The sequence below is a fragment of the Pelagicoccus sp. SDUM812005 genome, from assembly GCF_031127875.1.
Taxonomy (GTDB): Bacteria; Verrucomicrobiota; Verrucomicrobiia; order Opitutales; family Opitutaceae; genus Pelagicoccus.
Genome location: NZ_JARXIA010000016.1, coordinates 149,928 through 169,240 on the forward strand (window position 1 = coordinate 149,928; position 19,313 = coordinate 169,240).

Annotated in this window: 18 protein-coding genes; 9 read left to right on the forward strand and 9 right to left on the reverse strand. The window is 54.9% G+C overall.

Annotated elements, in window-relative coordinates; translation table 11 throughout:
- Positions 1 to 14: 14 nt before the first annotated feature.
- The 4 genes from ribF (at position 15) to QEH57_RS17955 (ending at position 3,580) form a co-directional block, all read left to right on the forward strand.
- A complete protein-coding gene (gene ribF / locus QEH57_RS17940; RefSeq protein WP_309008151.1) occupies positions 15 to 962 on the forward strand; it encodes a riboflavin biosynthesis protein RibF in 948 nt (315 codons plus the stop codon).
- Positions 952 to 1,704: a TlyA family RNA methyltransferase gene (locus QEH57_RS17945; protein ID WP_309008152.1), complete on the forward strand. Its 753-nt coding sequence runs from the start codon at positions 952 to 954 to the stop codon at positions 1,702 to 1,704. The genes ribF and QEH57_RS17945 overlap by 11 nt, the downstream gene beginning before the upstream one ends.
- A gap of 64 nt (positions 1,705 to 1,768) precedes the next feature.
- Positions 1,769 to 2,608, forward strand: coding sequence for an NAD(+)/NADH kinase (locus QEH57_RS17950; protein WP_309008153.1), 840 nt, complete (start codon positions 1,769 to 1,771; stop codon positions 2,606 to 2,608).
- 15 nt (positions 2,609 to 2,623) lie between these two features.
- Positions 2,624 to 3,580, forward strand: coding sequence for a type II secretion system F family protein (locus QEH57_RS17955; RefSeq protein ID WP_309008154.1), 957 nt, complete (start codon positions 2,624 to 2,626; stop codon positions 3,578 to 3,580).
- A gap of 27 nt (positions 3,581 to 3,607) precedes the next feature.
- Here the strand turns inward: QEH57_RS17955 and QEH57_RS17960 are convergent, their stop codons facing one another.
- The 3 genes from QEH57_RS17960 to QEH57_RS17970 form a co-directional block, all read right to left on the reverse strand.
- Positions 3,608 to 4,753 carry a glycosyl hydrolase gene (locus QEH57_RS17960; protein WP_309008155.1) on the reverse strand — a complete coding sequence of 382 codons (1,146 nt, stop codon included), beginning with the start codon at positions 4,751 to 4,753 and terminating at the stop codon, positions 3,608 to 3,610.
- A 15-nt stretch (positions 4,754 to 4,768) separates the two neighbouring features.
- Positions 4,769 to 6,172: a glycosyl hydrolase gene (locus QEH57_RS17965; protein ID WP_309008156.1), complete on the reverse strand. Its 1,404-nt coding sequence runs from the start codon at positions 6,170 to 6,172 to the stop codon at positions 4,769 to 4,771.
- Positions 6,173 to 6,288: 116 nt separating this feature from the next.
- Complete coding sequence (locus QEH57_RS17970; RefSeq protein ID WP_309008157.1) at positions 6,289 to 7,458, reverse strand: DNA-binding transcriptional regulator; 1,170 nt, start codon at positions 7,456 to 7,458, stop codon at positions 6,289 to 6,291.
- Positions 7,459 to 7,616: 158 nt separating this feature from the next.
- Between QEH57_RS17970 and QEH57_RS17975 the strand changes: the two genes are divergently transcribed.
- Together QEH57_RS17975 and QEH57_RS17980 are read left to right on the forward strand one after the other, a co-directional pair.
- The gene (locus QEH57_RS17975; RefSeq protein ID WP_309008158.1) at positions 7,617 to 9,293 is read left to right on the forward strand and encodes a sodium:solute symporter family protein; all 1,677 of its coding nucleotides are present in this window, start codon (positions 7,617 to 7,619) and stop codon (positions 9,291 to 9,293) included.
- A gap of 21 nt (positions 9,294 to 9,314) precedes the next feature.
- Positions 9,315 to 11,606 (forward strand): FAD-dependent oxidoreductase, encoded by a 2,292-nt coding sequence (locus QEH57_RS17980; protein WP_309008159.1) that lies wholly within the window; start codon positions 9,315 to 9,317, stop codon positions 11,604 to 11,606.
- Positions 11,607 to 11,688: 82 nt separating this feature from the next.
- Here the strand turns inward: QEH57_RS17980 and QEH57_RS17985 are convergent, their stop codons facing one another.
- Both QEH57_RS17985 and QEH57_RS17990 read right to left on the reverse strand, forming a co-directional pair.
- Entirely contained in the window at positions 11,689 to 12,060 is a 372-nt protein-coding gene (locus tag QEH57_RS17985) for a hypothetical protein (RefSeq protein ID WP_309008160.1), read from the reverse strand.
- An 89-nt stretch (positions 12,061 to 12,149) separates the two neighbouring features.
- Entirely contained in the window at positions 12,150 to 13,841 is a 1,692-nt protein-coding gene (locus QEH57_RS17990) for an ATP-binding protein (protein WP_309008161.1), read from the reverse strand.
- Between the two features lie 672 nt (positions 13,842 to 14,513).
- On the opposite strand from QEH57_RS17990, the gene QEH57_RS17995 reads away from it, so the two are divergent.
- Complete coding sequence (locus QEH57_RS17995) at positions 14,514 to 15,422, forward strand: hypothetical protein (RefSeq protein WP_309008162.1); 909 nt, start codon at positions 14,514 to 14,516, stop codon at positions 15,420 to 15,422.
- A 27-nt stretch (positions 15,423 to 15,449) separates the two neighbouring features.
- Positions 15,450 to 16,277, forward strand: coding sequence for a hypothetical protein (locus tag QEH57_RS18000; RefSeq protein ID WP_309008163.1), 828 nt, complete (start codon positions 15,450 to 15,452; stop codon positions 16,275 to 16,277).
- A gap of 556 nt (positions 16,278 to 16,833) precedes the next feature.
- Here QEH57_RS18000 and QEH57_RS18005 read toward each other — a convergent pair.
- The 4 genes from QEH57_RS18005 to QEH57_RS18020 all read right to left on the reverse strand — a co-directional run bounded on the left by QEH57_RS18005 (position 16,834) and on the right by QEH57_RS18020 (position 18,810).
- On the reverse strand, positions 16,834 to 17,451 hold the full coding sequence (locus QEH57_RS18005; protein ID WP_309008164.1) for a DUF2971 domain-containing protein: 618 nt from the start codon (positions 17,449 to 17,451) through the stop codon (positions 16,834 to 16,836).
- Positions 17,452 to 17,527: 76 nt separating this feature from the next.
- A complete protein-coding gene (locus QEH57_RS18010; protein ID WP_309008165.1) occupies positions 17,528 to 17,896 on the reverse strand; it encodes a hypothetical protein in 369 nt (122 codons plus the stop codon).
- Between the two features lie 81 nt (positions 17,897 to 17,977).
- Positions 17,978 to 18,268 (reverse strand): hypothetical protein, encoded by a 291-nt coding sequence (locus QEH57_RS18015; RefSeq protein WP_309008166.1) that lies wholly within the window; start codon positions 18,266 to 18,268, stop codon positions 17,978 to 17,980.
- A 62-nt stretch (positions 18,269 to 18,330) separates the two neighbouring features.
- Positions 18,331 to 18,810, reverse strand: coding sequence for a hypothetical protein (locus QEH57_RS18020; RefSeq protein ID WP_309008167.1), 480 nt, complete (start codon positions 18,808 to 18,810; stop codon positions 18,331 to 18,333).
- Positions 18,811 to 19,092: 282 nt separating this feature from the next.
- Between QEH57_RS18020 and QEH57_RS18025 the strand changes: the two genes are divergently transcribed.
- The coding region (locus QEH57_RS18025) for a hypothetical protein (RefSeq protein WP_309008168.1) at positions 19,093 to 19,313 on the forward strand (221 nt) is incomplete at its 3' end.

The window sequence follows — 19,313 nt, forward strand, 5'->3', positions numbered from 1 at the left end:
CTGGATACAGAAAGATGGGCGGGACGCGTCAGTTCGAGAGTTTAAGGTCGACCAACTATCCGGCGGATTGTCCGGTACACTTGGCGATCGGCATGTTCGACGGATTGCACCGCGGGCACCAGTTGGTGATCGAATCCGCGAAAGACGCCGCTCGCGAGAGCGGCGGCGTTTGCGGGGCCTTGACCTTTTGGCCGCATCCCAGCCGCTTGTTCCGTCCGGACGATCCAGCCCGCATGATACTCAGCCCGGAGCTGAAGCGCTTGGAGCTGGCGAAGCTGGGCTTGGATTTCATCGTCGAAGAACCGTTTAGCCGAGACTTTGCGGCCATCGAAGCTGCAGTATTCCTGAGCCACCTCAAGGCCGAGCTGCCGTCGCTCGCATCGGTGCATGCGGGCGAGAATTGGCGATTCGGCAAAGGGCGCTCCGGCGACATGCCAGAGCTGGTTCGCCAAGGAGAGAAAATAGGTGTGACGGTTAACGCGGTCTCGTGCCTGGAGTCCGGCGCGGAGCGGGTCAGCAGTACGCGTATCCGCAATTTGCTGACAGTGGGCGAAATCGAGCAAGCCAACGCTTTGCTGGGCTACGACTACTATAGCATCGGTACCGTGACTCAAGGCAAGCGCATGGGCCGCACCATCGACGCTCCCACTTTGAACCTGCCTTTCGAAGGCGACCTCAAGCCCGCTTACGGCGTTTACGCGGTTAGCGTTTCGGATGTGTCCTTGTCGCATCAATACAAGGCCGTAGCGAACTTCGGGCTGCGTCCCACCGTCGAGATGACCAACAAGCCCTTGCTGGAAGCGTTCCTCCTGGAGAAGTGCCCCTTCGACTACGGGCATCGCCTCAAGGTGGTTTGGCACAAGTTCCTGCGGCAGGAGCAGAAGTTCAGCGGGATCGACGAACTGAAGCGTCAGATCGCGAAAGACGTCGAGGAGGCGAAAGCATATTTCGATGAGCGCTAAGAAGAAGAGGCTCGACGAAATCGTGCTGGAGCGAGGGTTCGCCAGTTCACGCAGCGAGGCGAAGGCCTTGATCATGACGGGCAAGGTTCGGCTGGGAACGGAGCGCCTGACCAAGGCGGGTACCAAGTACGAGGAGGATATCGAGATCGAGGTGGAAGCCGGCCAGCGCTTTGTGGGGCGGGGCGGCGAGAAGCTGCTCGGCTGGATCGAGCAGTTTGGCTTGGACTTCGAAGGGACCCAGGTTTTGGACGTCGGCGCCTGCACGGGCGGATTCACGGACTGCGCCTTGCAGCATGGAGCGGTGGGAGCGACTTGCGTAGACGTAGGTTACGGGCAACTACACATGAAGCTGCGGAACGACGAGCGGGTTACGAATCTGGAAAAGACCAACGCTCGCTACCTGACTGCGGAGATGTTGCCCCATGCGGCCTACGATCGCATGGTGATGGACCTGTCCTTCATTTCTTTGAAGACCGTGCTGCCCTGCGTCTGGCCTTTCCTGAAGGAAGGCGGAGTCTTGGTGGCGCTGGTTAAGCCGCAGTTCGAAGTTGGCAAGGCCATTGCGGACAAGTTCAAGGGCGTCATACGCGACGAGAAGGCCCGGGCCAAGGCCATGGAGGACGTGAAGAGCTTCGCTCTGGAGGAGCTTTCTGGCGCCGAATACGTGGGCGAAATGGTGTCTCCGATCAAAGGCGGAGATGGAAACGTGGAGTTCCTTTTGGGGCTGCGAAAGTCCGACTAGGGCGGGTCTTGCGCTTAGCGTTTGAAAATCAGGAGTTTATCGCTTTCCTCCCAACAAGTACACTATGACGGCAATCAAGCAACTCGCGTTCGTGATCAACGGTTCCAAGATGGGATCGCACGAGCTGGTGGATAGGCTGGCTGCCATCGCCAAGGGGCTGGGGATTGAGTCGCGGAACATTACCGGCTTTCCCGTGCCCGAAGGGAGCCTCAAGGGGGTCGACGCCTGTTGCGTCGTCGGCGGCGACGGGACCTTTTTGAGCGCGGCGGCGGAAGCGACGCGGCGTCAAATACCGGTGATCGGGGTCAATCGCGGTACGCTCGGCTTTTTGACGACCTATACGGCGGAGGAGATCGAAGCTCTTTTTCCTGCGGTGCTGGGAGGCGAGTTCAAGGTGCAAAGCCGCTCGCTGCTAGAGTGCTCCGCCCAGGACGACCATTTGGATCTCGCCTTGAACGACGTGGTGATCAAGGCGGCCGATTCCAGTCGGATCATCCATATCAACGTTTTCGCCGACGACGAGTTCGTGACCACCTACGTGTGCGACGGCTTGATCTTCGCTACGCCGACCGGTTCGACCGCGTATACGCTGTCAGCGGGCGGGCCATTGATGCATCCGGATTCGGAGGCGATTTCTCTGACCCCGATTTGCCCGCACACCTTGAGCAATCGCTCCATCATTTTCCCGAGCAACGTAAAGCTGCGCATCGAGAACGCCAAGCCCGGGCAACGGCTGCTGGTCGCGCTTGATGGGCAGCGTAACCTGAATATCCTGGAAGGCAGCTCGCTTGGAGTTTCCGTATCGGAAAAACGCTTACAGATCGCCCAGAAGCTAGACTATTCCCACTTCAACGTGGTTCGCCATAAGTTGAAGTGGAGCGGTGGATACGCGGGCGAAGCTTAGTCGAAAGCCGGTTTTATGGCATCTCTTTCCGATAAGCGTTTGGCCGAATGGCTGGAGCAAGTCGCGGAAGGCTTGGATGCGGGAATGCAGCCAAGCAACGCCATCGCCTTGGCGAAACGGCTGCCGAAGGGGCGGAGCGAATCGCTGGAAGCCGCCTTTCAGGAGGGGCGAAAGTGGGCGGATGCCTTGGAACTTGCTGAGGTTTCCCTGAGCTTCGCGGAGCTTTCGATTCTGCAAGCAGCGGAATATTCCGGTCGCTTGCAGACCGCGATGAAGCGGATCGCCGCAGCCCGGCGCGAGCTCGCCAAGGTAAAGCGGCGCATGCTGGTGGCGGCTGCTTATCCGCTTTTTATCCTGCATTTCGCGGCGCTCGCCTTTTCGCTGCCGTATTTGGTTGATGGCGACAACGCTGCGTTTTTGGTGTCGGCGGGAATGGTTTTGGTACCTGTGTGGCTGCTGGGATTGTTTCTGGTAGCGGGAGCGAAGCTGTTTCCTCAAGGGGCTAAATCGGTCGCTCGGGTGTTGCCGGTCTTCGCGGGCTACCGGCGAAATTGGGAAGCGGGGACTTTGTGCGAAGTGCTGGCATCGGGCTTTGCGGCAGGGATGGATACCCTGCGTTCCTGGGAGATAGCGGCCAACGCGGCGGACAGTCCCAAGCTTTATCGCCTGGCGGATGCGGTGCTGGAGTCCGTCTCGAGCGGCGGCAAGGCCAGCGAAGCGATCGCAGGGCAGCGCAAGCTGTCGCCCAAAGGTTTCGAGCAAGTGTATCGGAGCGGAGAGGAGACCGGTAGCCTCGAGGAAAACCTGGAAGCTGCAGCGAAGCGCTATCACAGCGATGCCAAGAACCAGCTTTTCCTAGCGAGCATGCTGTATCCAAAAATCATGTTGATCGGAATCTTTGCCTACATCGGCTACCGGATCGTGGCTTGGGTGAGCGACTACTACGAGGAGTTGATGAACATCAACGTCTAGCGTTCTGCACGCGGACTAGGGGACGATCTAGTCCCGAGCTTGGTAGACCTTTAGCTTGGCGACGTCTTTCTCGAAGAGGGTGGCCTCGTGCTCGTAGAATTTGCGGAACGCTTCCTGGGAGGCTTCGGGGGAGCCGGAGTAGGGGGCGTAGGGACCGGACCAGCTGGAATTTATCCAGGTGAGCACCCAGGCGATATGGCGGGCCTTTTCGCTGGCGAGGATGGGCTCGAGCACGCTGCGGCTCCACCAATCGGGCTGGCGCTCGTGGTAGTCGATGGTTCCGGAAGTGCCGTAGCCGGTTTCGGTGAAGGCGGCCACTTTGCCTCGCTCCGCCGCGAAGTCGACGACGGCTTCCAGATTCTTCACCATGTCCTCGACGGTGAACCACGGGATCTCGGGATTTCCTTGGCCGTATCCATCGAAGCCAATGACGTCCACGTATTCGTCCCCGGGATAGTACTCGAGCGGGAAGCTTTTGTCGGGAGACCAGCAGAAGAGGATGTATTCAGATCGTTGCGACATGTACTCGACGAGCAGTTGGAAGGCCTTGCGGTAGGTCTCCGGGCCGCCTTGGGCGCGGCTGCCCCACCAGAACCAGTTGCCGTTCATCTCGTGGAATGGGCGGAAGACGATGGGGAACTGCAGGTCTTCGTTGATCACGCGCAGGACTTCGTCGAGCTGCTGGTAGAACCAGGTGACGTCGCCCTCGCTGTCGTCGTTGTGGACGACCTTATGGAGAATTTGGGCGTCGCGTTCGTGCCAGTTGTGGGAAACTCCGTATTTGCCTCGCCAGTGGTAGTCGAAGGTGACGATGGCTCCGGACTCGTAGGCGGCCAAGGCAGCGAGCTTGTGGGCCATGCGCTCGTGCGCGTCCTTGTCGATGAGGTAATGGAAGTCGGAGCCGTGCACGCCGGGGTGGTCGCCTACCACATCCTTGACGTCGGATGTAGTGGGATCGTTGATACCTTTCATGTCTCGTTGGTAGCTGAGGGGGAACTCTTGGCCGAAGGCGATCTTGTCGGTTTCCCAGGCGAGGAAATGGAGGCTCGTTAGGAGGTTGGCGGTTTCGGGCGAGACGCTCTTGTCGACAGGAGAGACGGCTGGCTGTTGGGCGCAGGCTGTAAGGGCGGCCAAGTGCAGGGTAGTGAGGAGGGTGAGTCGTTTGATTTTCATGAAAGGGGGCGTGGTTTAGTCGTTGGGCGTTGGCGCGTCGTAGACGTTAAGGGCTGACACTTCTCGTTGGAAAAGGGTGCTGGGCGAGTCGTAGAATGTCTTGAAGTCGTCTTTGGCGGCTTGCGGAGAGCCGGAGTGGGGGAGGTAGGGGCCGGACCAGCTGGCATTGATCCAAGTGAGCACCCAGGCGATTTTGCCAGCATTTTCGTCGGCTGCGATGGGATTGAGGATATGGCTGGTCCACCAGTCAGGAACGTTGGTCTCGAAGGAGCCGCTGCCCGCGTAGCCGGTCTCGGTAAAGGCTGCCACCTTGCCGCGTTGCTCGGCGAAGGCGATCATTTCGGTGAGATTGCTGAGCGGCCGGCCTGGGTTGGTGACGTTGTAGATGTCACGCCCGACGATGTCGACATAGGTGTCGCCGGGGTAGAACTGTTCGAAGTCGGCTAAAGCCACGTCGGGCCCCCAGCAAAAGAGCAGGTAGTCGGTCCGCTCGGACATGTAGTCGACGAGCAGTTGGTAGGCTTGGCGGTAGGTGGCGGCGCCGCCCTGCATCTGGCGTCCCCACCAGAACCAATTGCCGTCCATTTCGTGGAAGGGACGAAAGACGATGGGGAACTGCAGGTCCTCGTTGATAAGGGCGAGGATGCGGTCGAGGCTGTCGTAGAACCAGGTGACGTCGCCCCGGGAATCGTCGTTGCGAACGACGAAGTCGAGAATCTTGTCGTCCTCCGGGTGGGCTTGGTAGTTGCCGCCGTACTTGCCCGGCCAATGGTAGTCGAAGGTCACGATCGCTCCGTCGGCGTAGGCGCGTTTCGCGGCGGCGATATGGAAGGCGTCGTGCCAGGGCTGGTCGATCAGGTAAAGGAAGTCCGCTCCGTGCACGCCCGGGTGATCGCCGACCACGTCCTTCGACTCGGACTGTTCGATGTCGCCGTTGCCGATAGTGTCGGTGGAGTTGAAGCTGAGCGGGAACTCCTGGCCGAAGATGTAGCGGTCTGGATCCCAGCCGATGCGGTGGAGGTTCTTGAGGAGGTTCTGGGTTTCGGCGGTGGCCCTGGGATCGACCGGGAAAGGGCCTGAGACGGGCGCGAGGCGCAGGTAAACCGCGTCTTGGATGAGTACGCTAAAGGCGAGGCTCCAAGTGCCGTCGCCGTTGTTGGATTCGCTGAAGAGGGAAACGTCGCCTTCGGCCTGCAGGGACCAGTTTGCCTGCTCGGCGTCGAAGCGGAGCGGATAGGTGGTCCACTGGCGCAGGTCGCTGGAGAGCTGCAGCGCATAGCGCTGCTGGGGGGAGTCCTCCTGCAGGCGCAGGAGGGCGCGAAGGCGGTCGGACTCGTCCACGGTGACGATCGCGCTGGGGAAGACGAAGCGGGCCAGGGCGAGGTACGCGATAAGGAACGTCGGAAGTCTTAGGGGCATTGCTGGGGCGGGTGAAACGTCGAAGCCCAAAGCATAGTCGGGATTTCAGGAAATTGGTAGGCGATCCAGCGTAACGAATTAGAGGCAAATTTACGCCACTGAGAAGTGGGGGCAGTTTATAGGCCTGCGGCGCGCTTCCGGTAGGCGCCGGGGGCGATGCCGGTCTCTTGCTTGAAGACGGCGCTGAGGTAGTTGTAGTTGGGAAATCCGCAGGCCTCGGCGATTTGCTCCAAGCTTAAGTCGGTTGAGGTAAGCAGTTCGCGGGCACGCTGAACGCGGACGCGACGTAGCTCTTTGGCGGGGGTGCTGTCGAGGTACTGCCGAAATTGGCGTTCGAGGGAGCGTCTCCCCATGGGCACGGCTTGCAGGATGTCATCCACTTGAATGCCGGCGCAGGCGTGCTTGCGCAGGTATCGGATGGCGTCGCGCAGCTGAGGGTTGTCGACGGCTAGGGTGTCGGTGGAGAGGTGGGCTGCGATTCCTTCGGCTTCCAGGAGGAGGTCCGGAGCGGGAGGGATTCGCTTCTTCATCATCATGGCGTTGAGCCGGGCTGCGGCTTCGATGCCGATTTGGCGCGCGGGAACAAGTACGCCGGAGAGGGGCGGATAGCAGGCCTCGCAAAGCAGGTCGTCGTAGTCGCCGCCTAGGATCGCAGCCTCGTGGGGAACTTGGATACGGGAACGTCGGCAAAGGTTGATGAGGTCGCGGCCGATCTGGAAGGCCCAGGTGTAGATGGCGATGGGCTTCGGAAGTTCGGTCAGCCAATCTCTTAAGGCACTGTTGCCGTCGAGTGAGGGGAGGGAGCTCGAGTCGGAACCGAAGGAGTGAACATGCGGGACTTTGCCGTATGCCTTCAGCTCTCTCGCGAAGGCATTGCAGTGCTCTTGGACGTGTGGGAGGTGGATGGGGCCGACGTAGGCGAAGTTCTGGAAGGATCGGTTCCGGAAATGTTCCACCGCGAGTTTGGCGGAGGAATCGTAGTCGTTGGAGATCCGTTGAAACGAACGTCCGGGTAGTTGAATGCGGGATACGTTGACGGCAGGCAGCTGGCGCTGGGCGATCTCTTCGGATAGTTCCTTGGTAGCGATTCGAGCGATCACTCCGTCCAGCTCCTTGAAGCGGGCGAGGGATAGGGATTCGTCGGGGCCGTGCGGCTCGATGAGCAGGTCCCAAGGGGTTGCGGCCCGCTTGGTGTGTTCAAGCACGCCTTGGATAAGCCGCCGGCCCCAGCCCGTGGCGGAATCTACAAGGATGGCGATGCGGGGGATGGAGCTGTTTTTAGGCATGGAGAGGCGTTTTGTCGCAATAAAGTATAAATTAAACGAGTTTGCGTATTTCTGGCGAATGAAAAGTAGGGTAGGGTAGAAGGCTCGGCTTTCCTCGCCCTTTTTGTTTTAGAAGGGCTTTGTGGCCCTCGCCTTTTTGACCTCATTGACCCCAAAGTATGGATACGCTAGATTACGTCACCCTTATCGTCTTCACGCTCGGCGTGTTCGCGGCGGGAATGTCCTTCTCGAAATCGGGAAAGAACCTGAAGACCTTCTTTGCGGGTGGCGGGGCGGTCCCTTGGTGGATCAGTGGACTGTCGCTCTTCATGAGTTTCTTTTCGGCAGGTACGTTCGTGGCCTGGGGGTCGCTGGCGTACATCCATGGTTGGGTGGCGATATCGGTGCAGTGGACCATGTGCATCGGGGGATTCGCGGTGGCGGGCTTTGTGGCTGCGCGTTGGCGGCGTACGGGGGTGTTGACCGGGGCTGAGTTTATCGGCAAACGGCTGGGGCATCGGGTTAAGAAGATTTACTCCTACCTGTTCCTGGGCTTGTCGGCGTTTACGGGGGGAGCGTTCCTGTATCCGGTGGCCAAGATCGTGGAGGCAGCGACGGGCTTCCCCTTCGAGTATACAGTGATCGGCTTAGGGTTGGGGATCATGCTTTACACCTCGGTCGGCGGACTGTGGGCAGTAATTGTGACCGATGTGCTGCAGTTCGTGATCTTAGCCGCTGCGGTTGTGATTATCGTGCCCTTGGCTTTCGACAAGATCGGCGGCTTCGAGGCGTTCACCTCGCAGGCTCCGGAGGGCTTTTTCTCGCTGACGACGGACGAGTACACGCCGCTCTTCCTGATAGGCTTTGGTTTGTACAACTTTTTCTACCTCGCGGGAAACTGGGCCTATGTGCAGCGCTATACCAGCGTTAAGACTCCTGCCGAATCGCGAAAGGTGGCGTTGCTCTTTGGCAGCTTGTATACGCTCAGTCCCGTGGTCTGGATGCTGCCTCCCATGATCTACCGGATTTATAATCCAGGTTTGGACATCGCGGCCGGCGAAGCGAATCACGCTTACATGTATATAGCGAAGGAAGTCCTGCCGAGCGGGATGCTGGGCTTGATCGTGGGAGCGATGGTTTTCGCGACTGCGAGCTCTTTGAATACGACCTTGAACATCGTGTCGGGCGTATTCACCAGCGATATTTACCGATCGCTCAGGTCTGGAGCCACCGACAAGCAACTCATGTTCGTCGCCCGCGCCTCTACCGTGGTGTTCGGCCTTTTCATGCTGATGGTCGCGCTTTCCGTGGATCGCATGGGAGGGATTCTAAACGTGATTTGGGCGGTCGGCGGCATCACGGGGGGAGCGATGCTAGTTCCGCCGCTGTGGTCCCTGTTCTCGAAGCGTCAGACTGGGAAGACAGTGCTTTCAGTCACGCTGATTTGCTTGGCGGTGAATTGCTTCTTCAAGTTCAACGGGGCGATCGTTCTCAACCAGGCCCAGACTCAGGTGCTCGGGGCGGGTCTTCCGTTGGTTTTGATGGCGTTGGTGGAGATCGCGCTGAGTCGTCGCGGGCCTTCGAGCGACGCCTTCGAGGCGTATGAACGCGAACGGCTGCAAGCGATCGACAAGCTAAGTGGCTTCGAGCAGCGCGACGAGGATCTGGAGGCGAAGCGCGAGAACAAGCATGGGATCACGGTTATCGCCATCGGGGTGACCGCCATAGGTTGCCTCATCGTATGCTTCGGCTTTCTGGCGGAAGACGGGCAATGGCTGATCGGAACCATTGGAACGGTGGTAGCTGTAGTGGGCGCATCGATACTGAAATCGGTGAGATCGATCGCTAAGGCCTGAGTCAATTTTAGGAGATAAACCATGATTAAGGAAGGATTTGAGTCCGGCGTTCGGGCGCTTAAGGAAATTTCGCTGGTGTGCGAACTGGTCGTCGTGGGCGGCGGACTGGCCGGCGTTTGCGCGGCGATCGCGGCGGCCCGGCGAGGGGTAGATACGGTCTTGGTGCAGGATCGACCGGTGCTGGGCGGCAACGCTTCGAGCGAAGTGCGACTCTGGGCTCTGGGGGCAACCTCGCACTTGGGGAACAACAATCGCTGGTCGCGGGAAGGCGGCCTCATCGATGAAATTCTAGCGGAGAACCTTTATCGGAATCGCGATGGGAATCCGCTGATCTTCGATACGCTGCTGCTTGAGAAGGTACGGGAGGAGCCGAAGCTGAGGCTGTTGCTCAATACAGCCGTCTTCGCCCTTAAAAAGCGGGAGGCGAAGCGGATCGAGTCGGTAGAGGCCTTTTGCAGCCAGAACGCGACCCTGTACAAGATCGAGGCCCCATACTTCTGCGATGCTTCCGGAGACGGGATTCTGGGGTTCGCGGCGGGAGCCGCTTTCCGCGTGGGGGCGGAACGGGAAAGCGAGTTCGGGGAGAAGTTCACTCCCAGCGAGGAGTACGGCGAGCTGCTGGGCCATACCATCTATTTCTATACGAAGGACGTTGGAAAGCCGGTCGACTACGTGGCCCCTTCCTTCGCCTTGAAGGACATCACGGCCCTGCCGAAATACCGGTCGATCAACGTGAAGGATCAGGGCTGCAAGCTGTGGTGGGTGGAGTTTGGCGGCAGTCTGGACACGATACACGATTCGGAGGACATAAAGTGGGAGTTGTGGAAGATCGTGTATGGGATTTGGAACTACATTAAAAACTCAGGGAAATTTCCCGAGGCAGAGACTTTGACTCTAGAATGGGTAGGCACCATTCCCGGCAAGCGGGAAAGTCGCCGCTTCGAAGGCGACTACATGCTGAAGCAGCAAGACATCGTAGAGGGCGCTCGCTTCGATGACGCGGTTGCCTTTGGAGGTTGGTCCATCGACCTGCACCCGCAGGACGGCGTATATCGAGACCTTCCGAGCTGCGACCAATGGCATGCCAAGGGAATCTATCAAATCCCGTACCGCTGCTACTACAGCCGTAACCTCGATAATCTCTTTCTGGCGGGCCGCATCATCAGCGCCTCGCACGTGGCTTTCGGATCGAGTCGAGTCATGGTAACCTGCGCCCATGGGGGACAGGCGGTGGGAGTGGCGGTGGCCCACTGCTTGGCCGAAGGTTTGGCTCCTCGCGATCTGCTGGAGGCGAGTCGGATGAAAGCGCTGCAGGCGGATTTGAACAAGGCCGGTCAGGGGATTCCGGATACGCCGCTTTCCGGCGAGGGCGATCTGGTCCAGTCTGCCCGGGTCGAGTTTTCCAGCGTGAACGCGTTGGCGGCACTGGAGCCGTCCGAGGACGGTTGGGTCGACCTTTCCTTTGCGGCAGGGCAGTGGATTCCTGTCAGGGCGAAGCAGTGGTACCGCATCACCGCCTACGTCGAAAGCGCCGGGAAAAACGATTTGACGGTGAAAATTCGAACCGCGAACCGCTTGGGGCATTTTACGCCCGAAGCGTGTATTCACGAAACGACGATCGCCCTAGCCGAAGGGGAGCAGGCGGTGGAGGTCGCGTGTCCGATTGAGCTGGATACGGATCAGTATGTTCTCGTTTCCTTTCACGGGAATGCGAACCTTCGCCTGCGCGTCAGCGATGCGCTGCGGACGGGGACGGTTTCGGTTTTCAACGAAGGGAACGAAGCGGTATCGAGCAAGGGCATGCAGAAGCCTCCGGCGGACATCGGAGTGGATGCCTTCGAGTTCTGGTGCCCGCGTCGCAGGCCCGCTGGGCGAAACCTAGCCCTGCGTTTCGACCCGCCGTTGCGTCCCTACGGAGTCGAGGAGCTCAAGCGCGGCTACTTCCGGCCGGTGGCGAGCTCCAACGCCTGGGTGGCCGAACGCACCGACCCGGACCCCACGGTGACGATCGTATTCGAAGGGAAGGCGAAGCTGGAGTCGGTGGATCTGTATTTCGATCCGGACTACGACCACCCCATGGAGAGCGTGCAGATGGGGCATGCGGAACGGGTGGTCCCCTTTATGGTTCGAAGCTTCCAGCTTTTTGACCTGGAAGGTAAGCTCTTGTATTCGATGAAGGAAAACCGTCAGGCGATAGCCCATATCGAGTTTTCCCAGCCAGTGGAAGTGGCAGGGCTGCGCTTGAGCTTGGAGCATCCCACCGAAAGGACCCCTGCGGCTTTGTTTGGAGTGAGAGCGTATGGCTCTCTGTAGCGACGGTGGGCGCAATGCCGCAGGGCGAAGCTCGAGCGGTGTGGAGGCCGGCTCGTGCTGAAGTCGCGAAGCCGGCGATTTCCTAGCGATGTTGGTCGATGAGGATTCGGTTGCCGTCCGGATCGGTGAGGGAGAGGCTGGCGGGGCCTGCGCTTGCGGGATCGATTTCTTTTTCCACTTGGATCCCTTGGGTTTTTAGCCGCTTCTGGATGGTTCGTATATCGTCGAAGGGATCTTTGTTTTTGCCTTCCTGATCCCAGCCTGGATTGAAGGTGAGCAGGTTTTCTTCGAACATGCCCTCGAAAAGCCCGATCAGGTGGTCGTCGTTTTTCATGACGAGCCACTTTTGCTCGATGTCGCCCGCGAAGGCTTCGAAGCCAAGCTTTTGGTAAAATGCCTTCGAGGCATGGATATCTTTAACGGATAGGCTTACGGAGAATGCTCCAAGTTTCATGGTTTCCTTTCGTGGTACGTGGCTGATCTGTTACCGTTTCGGTCGCGCATTTTGGATACGCTTGTTAAGGTGCTCGAAACTGGCGAAAGCTAGCGAGAGGGCGATAGGCAATTCCCCATAGAGTCCAGCAGTTTCTTGAAATCAACGGGCTTAGCTTGCAAGTCGTCGAAACCCAATGACTTCGCCTCCTCTCGGATTCCATCGGTAAAGGAGGCCGTCACCGCGATTACCGGTTGTACGTGGCCTCGTTCCCTTATTTCACGGAATACCTCGAAACCGCTGATCCCGGGCAACTTTAGGTCAAGCAGGACGATGTCGTACTTCTCGGCGCTAATCCGATCCAGCGCCTTTTCGCCGGTCTCTACCGTATCCACAATGAAATTACACAGTGACAAGCCGTAGCTCAATAGACGCCGGTTCGGCTCGATGTCGTCCACGTAAAGCACCCGTTTGCGTTCGCCGTTGCTCGCTAAGGCGGAGCGAGACTTGATCACCTTTTCGTCGGGTAGCTCTGAAGCGATCTGCCCCGTCGGGATCGTGATCGTAAATTTGGTGCCTTTTCCGACTTCGCTTTGCAGCTCGATCTCGCCTTGGTGCAAGGCCACGATCCTATTCACGATCGCTAAGCCGAGCCCCGATCCAGATTCCAGTTCCGCGTCGAAAGGATTGACCTGTTCGAAGGGCTCGAAAATGCGGGACTTCCAGTCGTCAGGTATTCCCCGGCCTTCGTCCCAGATCGATATGCAAACCGCCTTGCCCTCCGTATGGACTTCCAAGCCGATCCGTTTACCCGAACCTGTGAACTTGATGGCGTTGCTCATGAGGTTGTGGACTACCTGACGCAAGCGTTTCCCGTCCGCTTCAAGGTACAAAGGCTTGTCTCCGAAATTCGTTACAAGCCTTAGCTTCCTTTCCTCGATCGCCAACTTGAAGGTTCCTGCTGCCAGCTCCAAAAGTTCGCGAAGGTCTAAGATTTGCTTATCTAGCTGCATCTTTCCCGCCTCGATCCGAGCGAGGTCCAAGATGTCGTTGACCAAACCGAGCAGATGCTTGCCGCCGGTGCGAATAAAGCTGGCGTACTCGCGGATCTTTTCCTCGTCCACCTTGCCAAGCTCGAAGTCGATCAACTCGCTGAACCCGATCACGCTGTTCAAGGGCGATCGAAGCTCGTGGCTCATATTGGCCAGGAATTCGCTTTTGCAGGCGTTCGCCTTTTCGGCCGCCTCCTTGGCTTGAACCAACTCCTTGTGGTATTTTTCGCTGCTCAGAGTCGTTCCGATCGTTTCGCAGGCAATCTTCAGCAAGGCAAAATCCCTTTCGCCCCACGAACGGAACTCCTTCACCGCATCGAAGCCCACGAACCCGAGCAGGTCGTCGCCATGGAACATGGGGTATACGATCAGCGACTTGATTGATTGGCTGTCGAGGATCTCCTTGAGAGGAGAGTCCTCCATATCCGGAATGGAAGGCAGGTACACCCGATCGCCACGCTCGAAATGCTCCATCCACTCCCGTAGGTCCTCGATGCTGACGCTCGGCACTAAATCGATCTGCGGATCCGTCCCGGCGGCGCACCATTCGAAATCGTAGTAGCTCAGTCCCTTTTCGTAATCGAAAGTGAATACGTAAACCCGCTCGACCTTTGCATAGCGTCCCAATATCCCCAATACCTTGTTGATCGTCTCGCTAACCTCTCCCAGTTTTCTTTTAGCTAGGAGAAGCGAAACCTCGGTGGCTACCGAATAGAATTCGTTTAGGGATTCGAAATCGCCGCTATTCATCTCTCAAGGGCATTAAGTTCAGCATTTGAAGCAAACAAGCAGTATTGCTTATGATTGCGAGGCTAAAGGATAGCCCCAGTTCAAGCCCATTGCCCATGCCAAGCCCTAGGGCGTGTCTGATCGTCCGAACCAAGGAGCCCAAGTCGTCCATGGAGCATATCTCGCGAGCGCCGGGGAGAGGAGGTTGACGAGGTTAGGGGGCTTGGACTGCGTTGATCGTTTGTGGCGAGCGTAAGAAAGCGACGTGCAGGCCCCTGGCGAGCTTGCTCCGGACCGCGCCTTGACGGGTGAAGCTGAGGAGCCAGGCGGCTGCTAACCGGATTCAGCGATGTGCGGCGAAGATTCGCCCTCGGTCAGATGGTCTTCGTTTGTCAAGCCGAGACCCTTTCGCTGACTGCTTGCCTTAAACCGCAAAAGGGTATGGATCGACGCTTAAGGGCTTACCTCCAGGAGAGCCTCGCGACAAACTGCTCCCTTGGCGTGAATCCCCGATTGTTCTTGTCGCTGCCATGCTCGAGCGCCAGACGCCGAAAAACGCCCCGATCCACAATAGAAAGTATTTGGCTAAACGGGCTGGAGATCCTATTCATGACCTCGCCTTCGTTAATGGTTTATGTTTTGCCTCACATTACCCAATACGGTCTGAGGCGGTAGCGTTTCTAAAACGCTGATTTGGACGATGACGTCGGTTTTTTCAAGGAGACCAAGGGTGATTTACTTATGAAATGTGAACGAAGTGTTTTTTTGTTTAAGCGTTATAGAGTAGTGAATTTTATCCTGTGTTGCTTGGTTGGTTCGCTAGCGTTTCTCTATTTTTCACCTCTCGGTGAAGAGGATGGTGATCGTGTGATTACCTCGGAAGGAGTAGAGGGATTGAAAACGCCGGTGAATGATCCCGCTGACGAATGGGGACGAATCGGATACGTAGATCAAGAGGACGTGACCATTTCTAAAGAGCTAGACGAGTGGCTCTTACGACGTGAGGCGTTGGAGATATATGCTGCTGAGTTTACGGAGTTCACTATCCCTGAAATGGATCTTCTAACACCAGAAGATTGGTTGCTGGTTGTGAAGGACGGGGAACTTAAGACGGAAGTTGATTTTCGCAAAGCCTTGGCTCGGTTGAGATTTACGGCCAAGCAAAAGGTCATGGGCGATATGAGAAAAGCAATTCAGGGCTATTCCTTGGAGGGAAATATCGAAACCATGCAGGATAGCCTAGAATTGGCACCTTTCCTTCCGCCCGGTTTTGACGTTAAGATCTTAGATCGCTACAAAATCAGCCTTTCAGGGAAGCGCGACGGAGGGCCGAAGACGTCGGAATTAATAATCCTATACGAAGAGCCTGTGGATGACGTATTTAATTCGGTTTTTTGGATTAGCGATAAAGGATATGCTCTTGGTGCTGGTCGATACGACCAACCCGAAAAAAGAATCAGAAAGGCCGTTGAGGGATTTATCAACAAAAACGGAGCCCAACCTACAAGCGTAAATCAATTGACTGATTTTCTTTCCGAATCGGGTTATGACCAAGAGATTCAAGAAATGTTGTTCGATCACATGATAGCATACTCGGATTGATCCCTGCCTGTTTGAGTAAAGGTCATTATGAAAAGAGAGTTGTTTATAACGTGGGCGTTGATGTTTGCTGTTATCCTTTCGCTGGCGCTTCGAAAATTTTATTTCACTGATTCCAATACTGCCCTGCAAACGAATGGAGAGGATGTTGAAAAAACGGATTTCCAGGAAGAACCTGTTTTTGGGGGCACACTCACGCGATCCTCGAATAAATTTAATAGGTATACGGTTTTTGAGGAGAGTATTGAAAAGTGGACCACAAAAGTCTCGGTCCTTGGCGAATACGTGGACGGGAACCCAGATCTCACGATACCGGAAATGAGTAATCTTTCGGAGTCAGATTGGCTTGAGGTTACTAAAGCTCAGGAATTCCAAGGCGAAGGTGACTTTAGGAAGAGCATGTCAAAGTTGAGGTGGATTGCAAAGAGGGGCACTCAGTTGGAGCTGGCCCGGGTCGTTAACCGTTTGATGAAGGAGAATCTTGAATTTCCAAAGGATAAAAAGGGTTTGTTGAATTACCTTCCAGTGGGATTTGACCCTCGGATTTTGGATCGTTATGATTATTTTCCGCTAGGCAATGATGAGGTGAATTCGAGTGGCCGTCGGGTCGTTTTGGTGGAGCGTGCAGTCGATCCGATTTGGGATAGTACGAGTATAATTACAGATTCCGGAACTCTTACGAATGATCACGGATCACGCTCTTATCGCAAACCTATGCAGGAAAGTATTGAAGCTTATATCTCGTCTCATGGGGTAGGACCGAAGAGTCATCGAGATATTGAATTGATGTTTGACGGTGAAGACCTGGATCAGGAAAGCATAGAAGTGCTTTTTGCTTATACGTTGCTGCGACGATGACTTCCGAAAGGTTTCGAAAAATAGTAGAGGTGCCGGCGAAGCCAGACGGGCCGGTTCGAGTCGCCTGCTAGTATGCTCTTGAACCGGCCTTTGAGGATATGGCCTCTATCCTTCCTAATCGATTGTAACGGTTCGCGTATGCGTTTTCGGGCGATCGCATCTCTTCGCTGAGGTTGGGTCGCGCAGTTTCTATCGCGAGGTGGTAGTGGTTGTGCCCATGATACAGTAGGCGTGAAGGATGCAACCTGAGCGTTCGCAAGCCTCGAAGAGGCATTTCTCGAATGCGAATTTCGTTCCATAGTCTTCGAAGATCCAGGAACGGTAGTTACCTCTATTGATTACGTGGTAGATCGCTCCGGAATATTCAATGCGTGGGGCTCTTGCCTTTCGGAAGGGTGGGGTTATCATCTGGAAAGTCAAACATTACGGTTTGACCCCTTTACTTCTCCCGTCAAACATTACGGTTTGACCCCTTTACTTCTCCCGCCTTTACTTCTCCCGCCAAGCTCAGACGACGAGCGCTTGCGCTCGTTGTCTGCAGCGCTTTGTTAGCACCTTATTTGATTTCGGTTTTTAGAACTTCAAAGTTGGTTTCTGATGTGAATGCTTTTGAAATAGTGATATCTCCAAGTGGTTTAGTAAGCTCTCGAATCTTATCTTCTGAGACGCTCGATCTACACCCAATAATCACTTCTGCTAGTTTTAAGCCATCGTCAAAATACGCAAAATGATAGCCATCTTCCTTTTGACCTAAGTTGATGAACGTGCGATACTCTTCTTCGTACTTCCAATCTATATATTTGGTAACGAGATTTCTTCGAGTTATTTCTTCTTCCGATACTTTTTTGTCTAGCACGATTCTTTGGTGAGTGTAGTGAACCTCTTCAAGAAGTTCGTCCTTAATCTCAAAGCCTAGACATATTCCTTTGTGTCGGTCTGCGTAGTGTGACCATTGAACTGGATTCTTCCAGTTCCTGCTGAAACACAATACTCCAGTATAACTTGCTACTATTTCCATGGATATTCTAAGGCTGTTCTTTTCTGATGACTTCGTAAATACGATGTTTCCAAATTCGAACGGGTCGTTCAGATCCAAAAGGTTAGATATCTTTATGCGCTTTTCCAGTAGGTCTTTCAGCCCAAACTCTTCGTTGAGGAAGTGGTAAACTCTCATTCTCTTTTTTGCTAACGCTAAGCTCTCACGCGGCGGCTTGCCGCCGTTGTGAGAAGCGCCTTGATATGCTTTTCTTTCATTGGATAAGTTCGAATCCCTCTTCCAGCTCTTCTTTCGTCAACTCGTCTTGTATCCATAGTTCAAACTTTTCTTTTGTTTCTTCGTTGAGGAAGTGACACGCGTAGTATCCATCGTAATGGCTATACTGTAAATTGGTGAATCTAATCTTCGTTCCTGCTTGTATCTCTGAATCTCGTTGAAAGCCGACTTTAGTGTCTTTCTTCAATCTGTAGATCGAATCCTTGAGGAAATAGTCTCTCGCGCATCCGGCCTTCATTTTAGTTCTGCATATCGCCAAAGACTCACGACGTAGAACGCGCAGCGTCCGGAGTTGTGAGCTCTGCTTGGTTCGCCTTCGTTCTTCCAGCAGCTCTAAAAATTTCATGATAGCTCTGGCTGTCGAATGATTCTGATTCTTCTCTTATGAGTCGTAGAAGTTGCTTGGCCTCAGGACTATCTATATCGATTAGCTTTTTGTGACCAAATCCGTTTTTACCCCAGTATAGTAATCCATCTTTTTTGTTCTCATATTTTTTTCACCAGTAGGGGACTTGATCCCAGTCGGGATCATTCCTTTATCGATTAAAAGACATCTTTTTTCTCCCTCTGCGTTGATAAATATTGGACCAGTTGAACCTCCATCAAGGGCGATATCGAACTTCGCCGTGCCATCGGCTTCCTTTACTAGTTTCCAAGTGAATTCCGATCCGATCATATACGTCGGAAGAAGTAAGAATATCAGTATTATCGTTTTCATAATTTTTGGCGAACGCCAAGCTCAGACGACGAGCGCTTGCGCTCGTTGTCTGTAGCGCTTTGTTAGCTTGTTTTGGTTTTGTAAAATTTACTGATTTCTGGATACATCTTAGCTTTTATCTCTACAATCTCCAGAACCCTGCCTTCCATTTCTGATTCTTTGGGACTGTCTGATTTTAGTTCATGGTAAATCCATTCTAAGTGTTCTGATACTTTTCTTAATTCTTCCACTAGCGTGCTGCTCCCTAGCAAGTTGGACAGGGCACTAGCGGTACATAAATGGTCACCGGCGTTCACTACGCTTTTCTTGGATAATTCGATGTTCTGGTTGTGAAACTCGAATGCACATTCCTGTAAGCTAGACTCAATTTTCTCTACTGTAAGAGCCAGCTCTCTAGAAAGTGACTTTTGTTCATCACGATCTTTGTTTTCTATTTCTTGATTATGCTTTTGGCGTCCAATGACATATGCACTGAGCCCAGCTATCGTGGCTCCAAGACCGATTTTTACTGCAGTGTCAACTATGTCGAGAGTCGTAGTCATTTCTTTAATTGGCTAACGCAGAGGTCTCACGCGTGCGCTTGCGCACGTTGTGAGAACCGACTTGATGGGGCTATTAGTTTTAGGATTAGAGTTGGGTTGAGCATGGAAGTTCTGGCTTCTTCTTTTTGGCCATTAGCTTGGGGTTTCGGTCGGGTAGGGTCGATCAGTCTTTTCGTTGCAGGATCTTGTTTTTTAGATGGAACGTCTGATTGGTTGGTCGTCTCGATAATCGATCTTTCTTACCAATGCAGGATCTCTTTTTTTAATAATTGGAATTAGAAAATGGATACGTCGCCATGTTGGTCTTTTAGGAATTTATTTTTCTCCCCATCGTCAAATCCACACGATGGCGGCTTCGGTTGTGGTTCCAAGTCTGTTGATGTTGATTTTCATGGAGTCGTTATGAAAGGGCGAGCGTTTGCCGACATTGTGTGCGATGCCTGGTTCGAAAAATTCAATCAGTTACGTGCATACCGTATCCAACTGTCCACTTCATCTCTGAT

Coding starts and splice junctions, on each gene's coding strand:
- ribF (WP_309008151.1), top strand. CDS start 15: ATGGGCGGGACGCGTCAGTTCGAGAGTTTAAGGTCGACCAACTATCCG.
- QEH57_RS17945 (WP_309008152.1), top strand. CDS start 952: ATGAGCGCTAAGAAGAAGAGGCTCGACGAAATCGTGCTGGAGCGAGGG.
- QEH57_RS17950 (WP_309008153.1), top strand. CDS start 1,769: ATGACGGCAATCAAGCAACTCGCGTTCGTGATCAACGGTTCCAAGATG.
- QEH57_RS17955 (WP_309008154.1), top strand. CDS start 2,624: ATGGCATCTCTTTCCGATAAGCGTTTGGCCGAATGGCTGGAGCAAGTC.
- QEH57_RS17960 (WP_309008155.1), bottom strand. CDS start 4,753: ATGAAAATCAAACGACTCACCCTCCTCACTACCCTGCACTTGGCCGCC.
- QEH57_RS17965 (WP_309008156.1), bottom strand. CDS start 6,172: ATGCCCCTAAGACTTCCGACGTTCCTTATCGCGTACCTCGCCCTGGCC.
- QEH57_RS17970 (WP_309008157.1), bottom strand. CDS start 7,458: ATGCCTAAAAACAGCTCCATCCCCCGCATCGCCATCCTTGTAGATTCC.
- QEH57_RS17975 (WP_309008158.1), top strand. CDS start 7,617: ATGGATACGCTAGATTACGTCACCCTTATCGTCTTCACGCTCGGCGTG.
- QEH57_RS17980 (WP_309008159.1), top strand. CDS start 9,315: ATGATTAAGGAAGGATTTGAGTCCGGCGTTCGGGCGCTTAAGGAAATT.
- QEH57_RS17985 (WP_309008160.1), bottom strand. CDS start 12,060: ATGAAACTTGGAGCATTCTCCGTAAGCCTATCCGTTAAAGATATCCAT.
- QEH57_RS17990 (WP_309008161.1), bottom strand. CDS start 13,841: ATGAATAGCGGCGATTTCGAATCCCTAAACGAATTCTATTCGGTAGCC.
- QEH57_RS18000 (WP_309008163.1), top strand. CDS start 15,450: ATGAAAAGAGAGTTGTTTATAACGTGGGCGTTGATGTTTGCTGTTATC.
- QEH57_RS18005 (WP_309008164.1), bottom strand. CDS start 17,451: ATGAGAGTTTACCACTTCCTCAACGAAGAGTTTGGGCTGAAAGACCTA.
- QEH57_RS18010 (WP_309008165.1), bottom strand. CDS start 17,896: ATGAAATTTTTAGAGCTGCTGGAAGAACGAAGGCGAACCAAGCAGAGC.
- QEH57_RS18015 (WP_309008166.1), bottom strand. CDS start 18,268: ATGAAAACGATAATACTGATATTCTTACTTCTTCCGACGTATATGATC.
- QEH57_RS18020 (WP_309008167.1), bottom strand. CDS start 18,810: ATGACTACGACTCTCGACATAGTTGACACTGCAGTAAAAATCGGTCTT.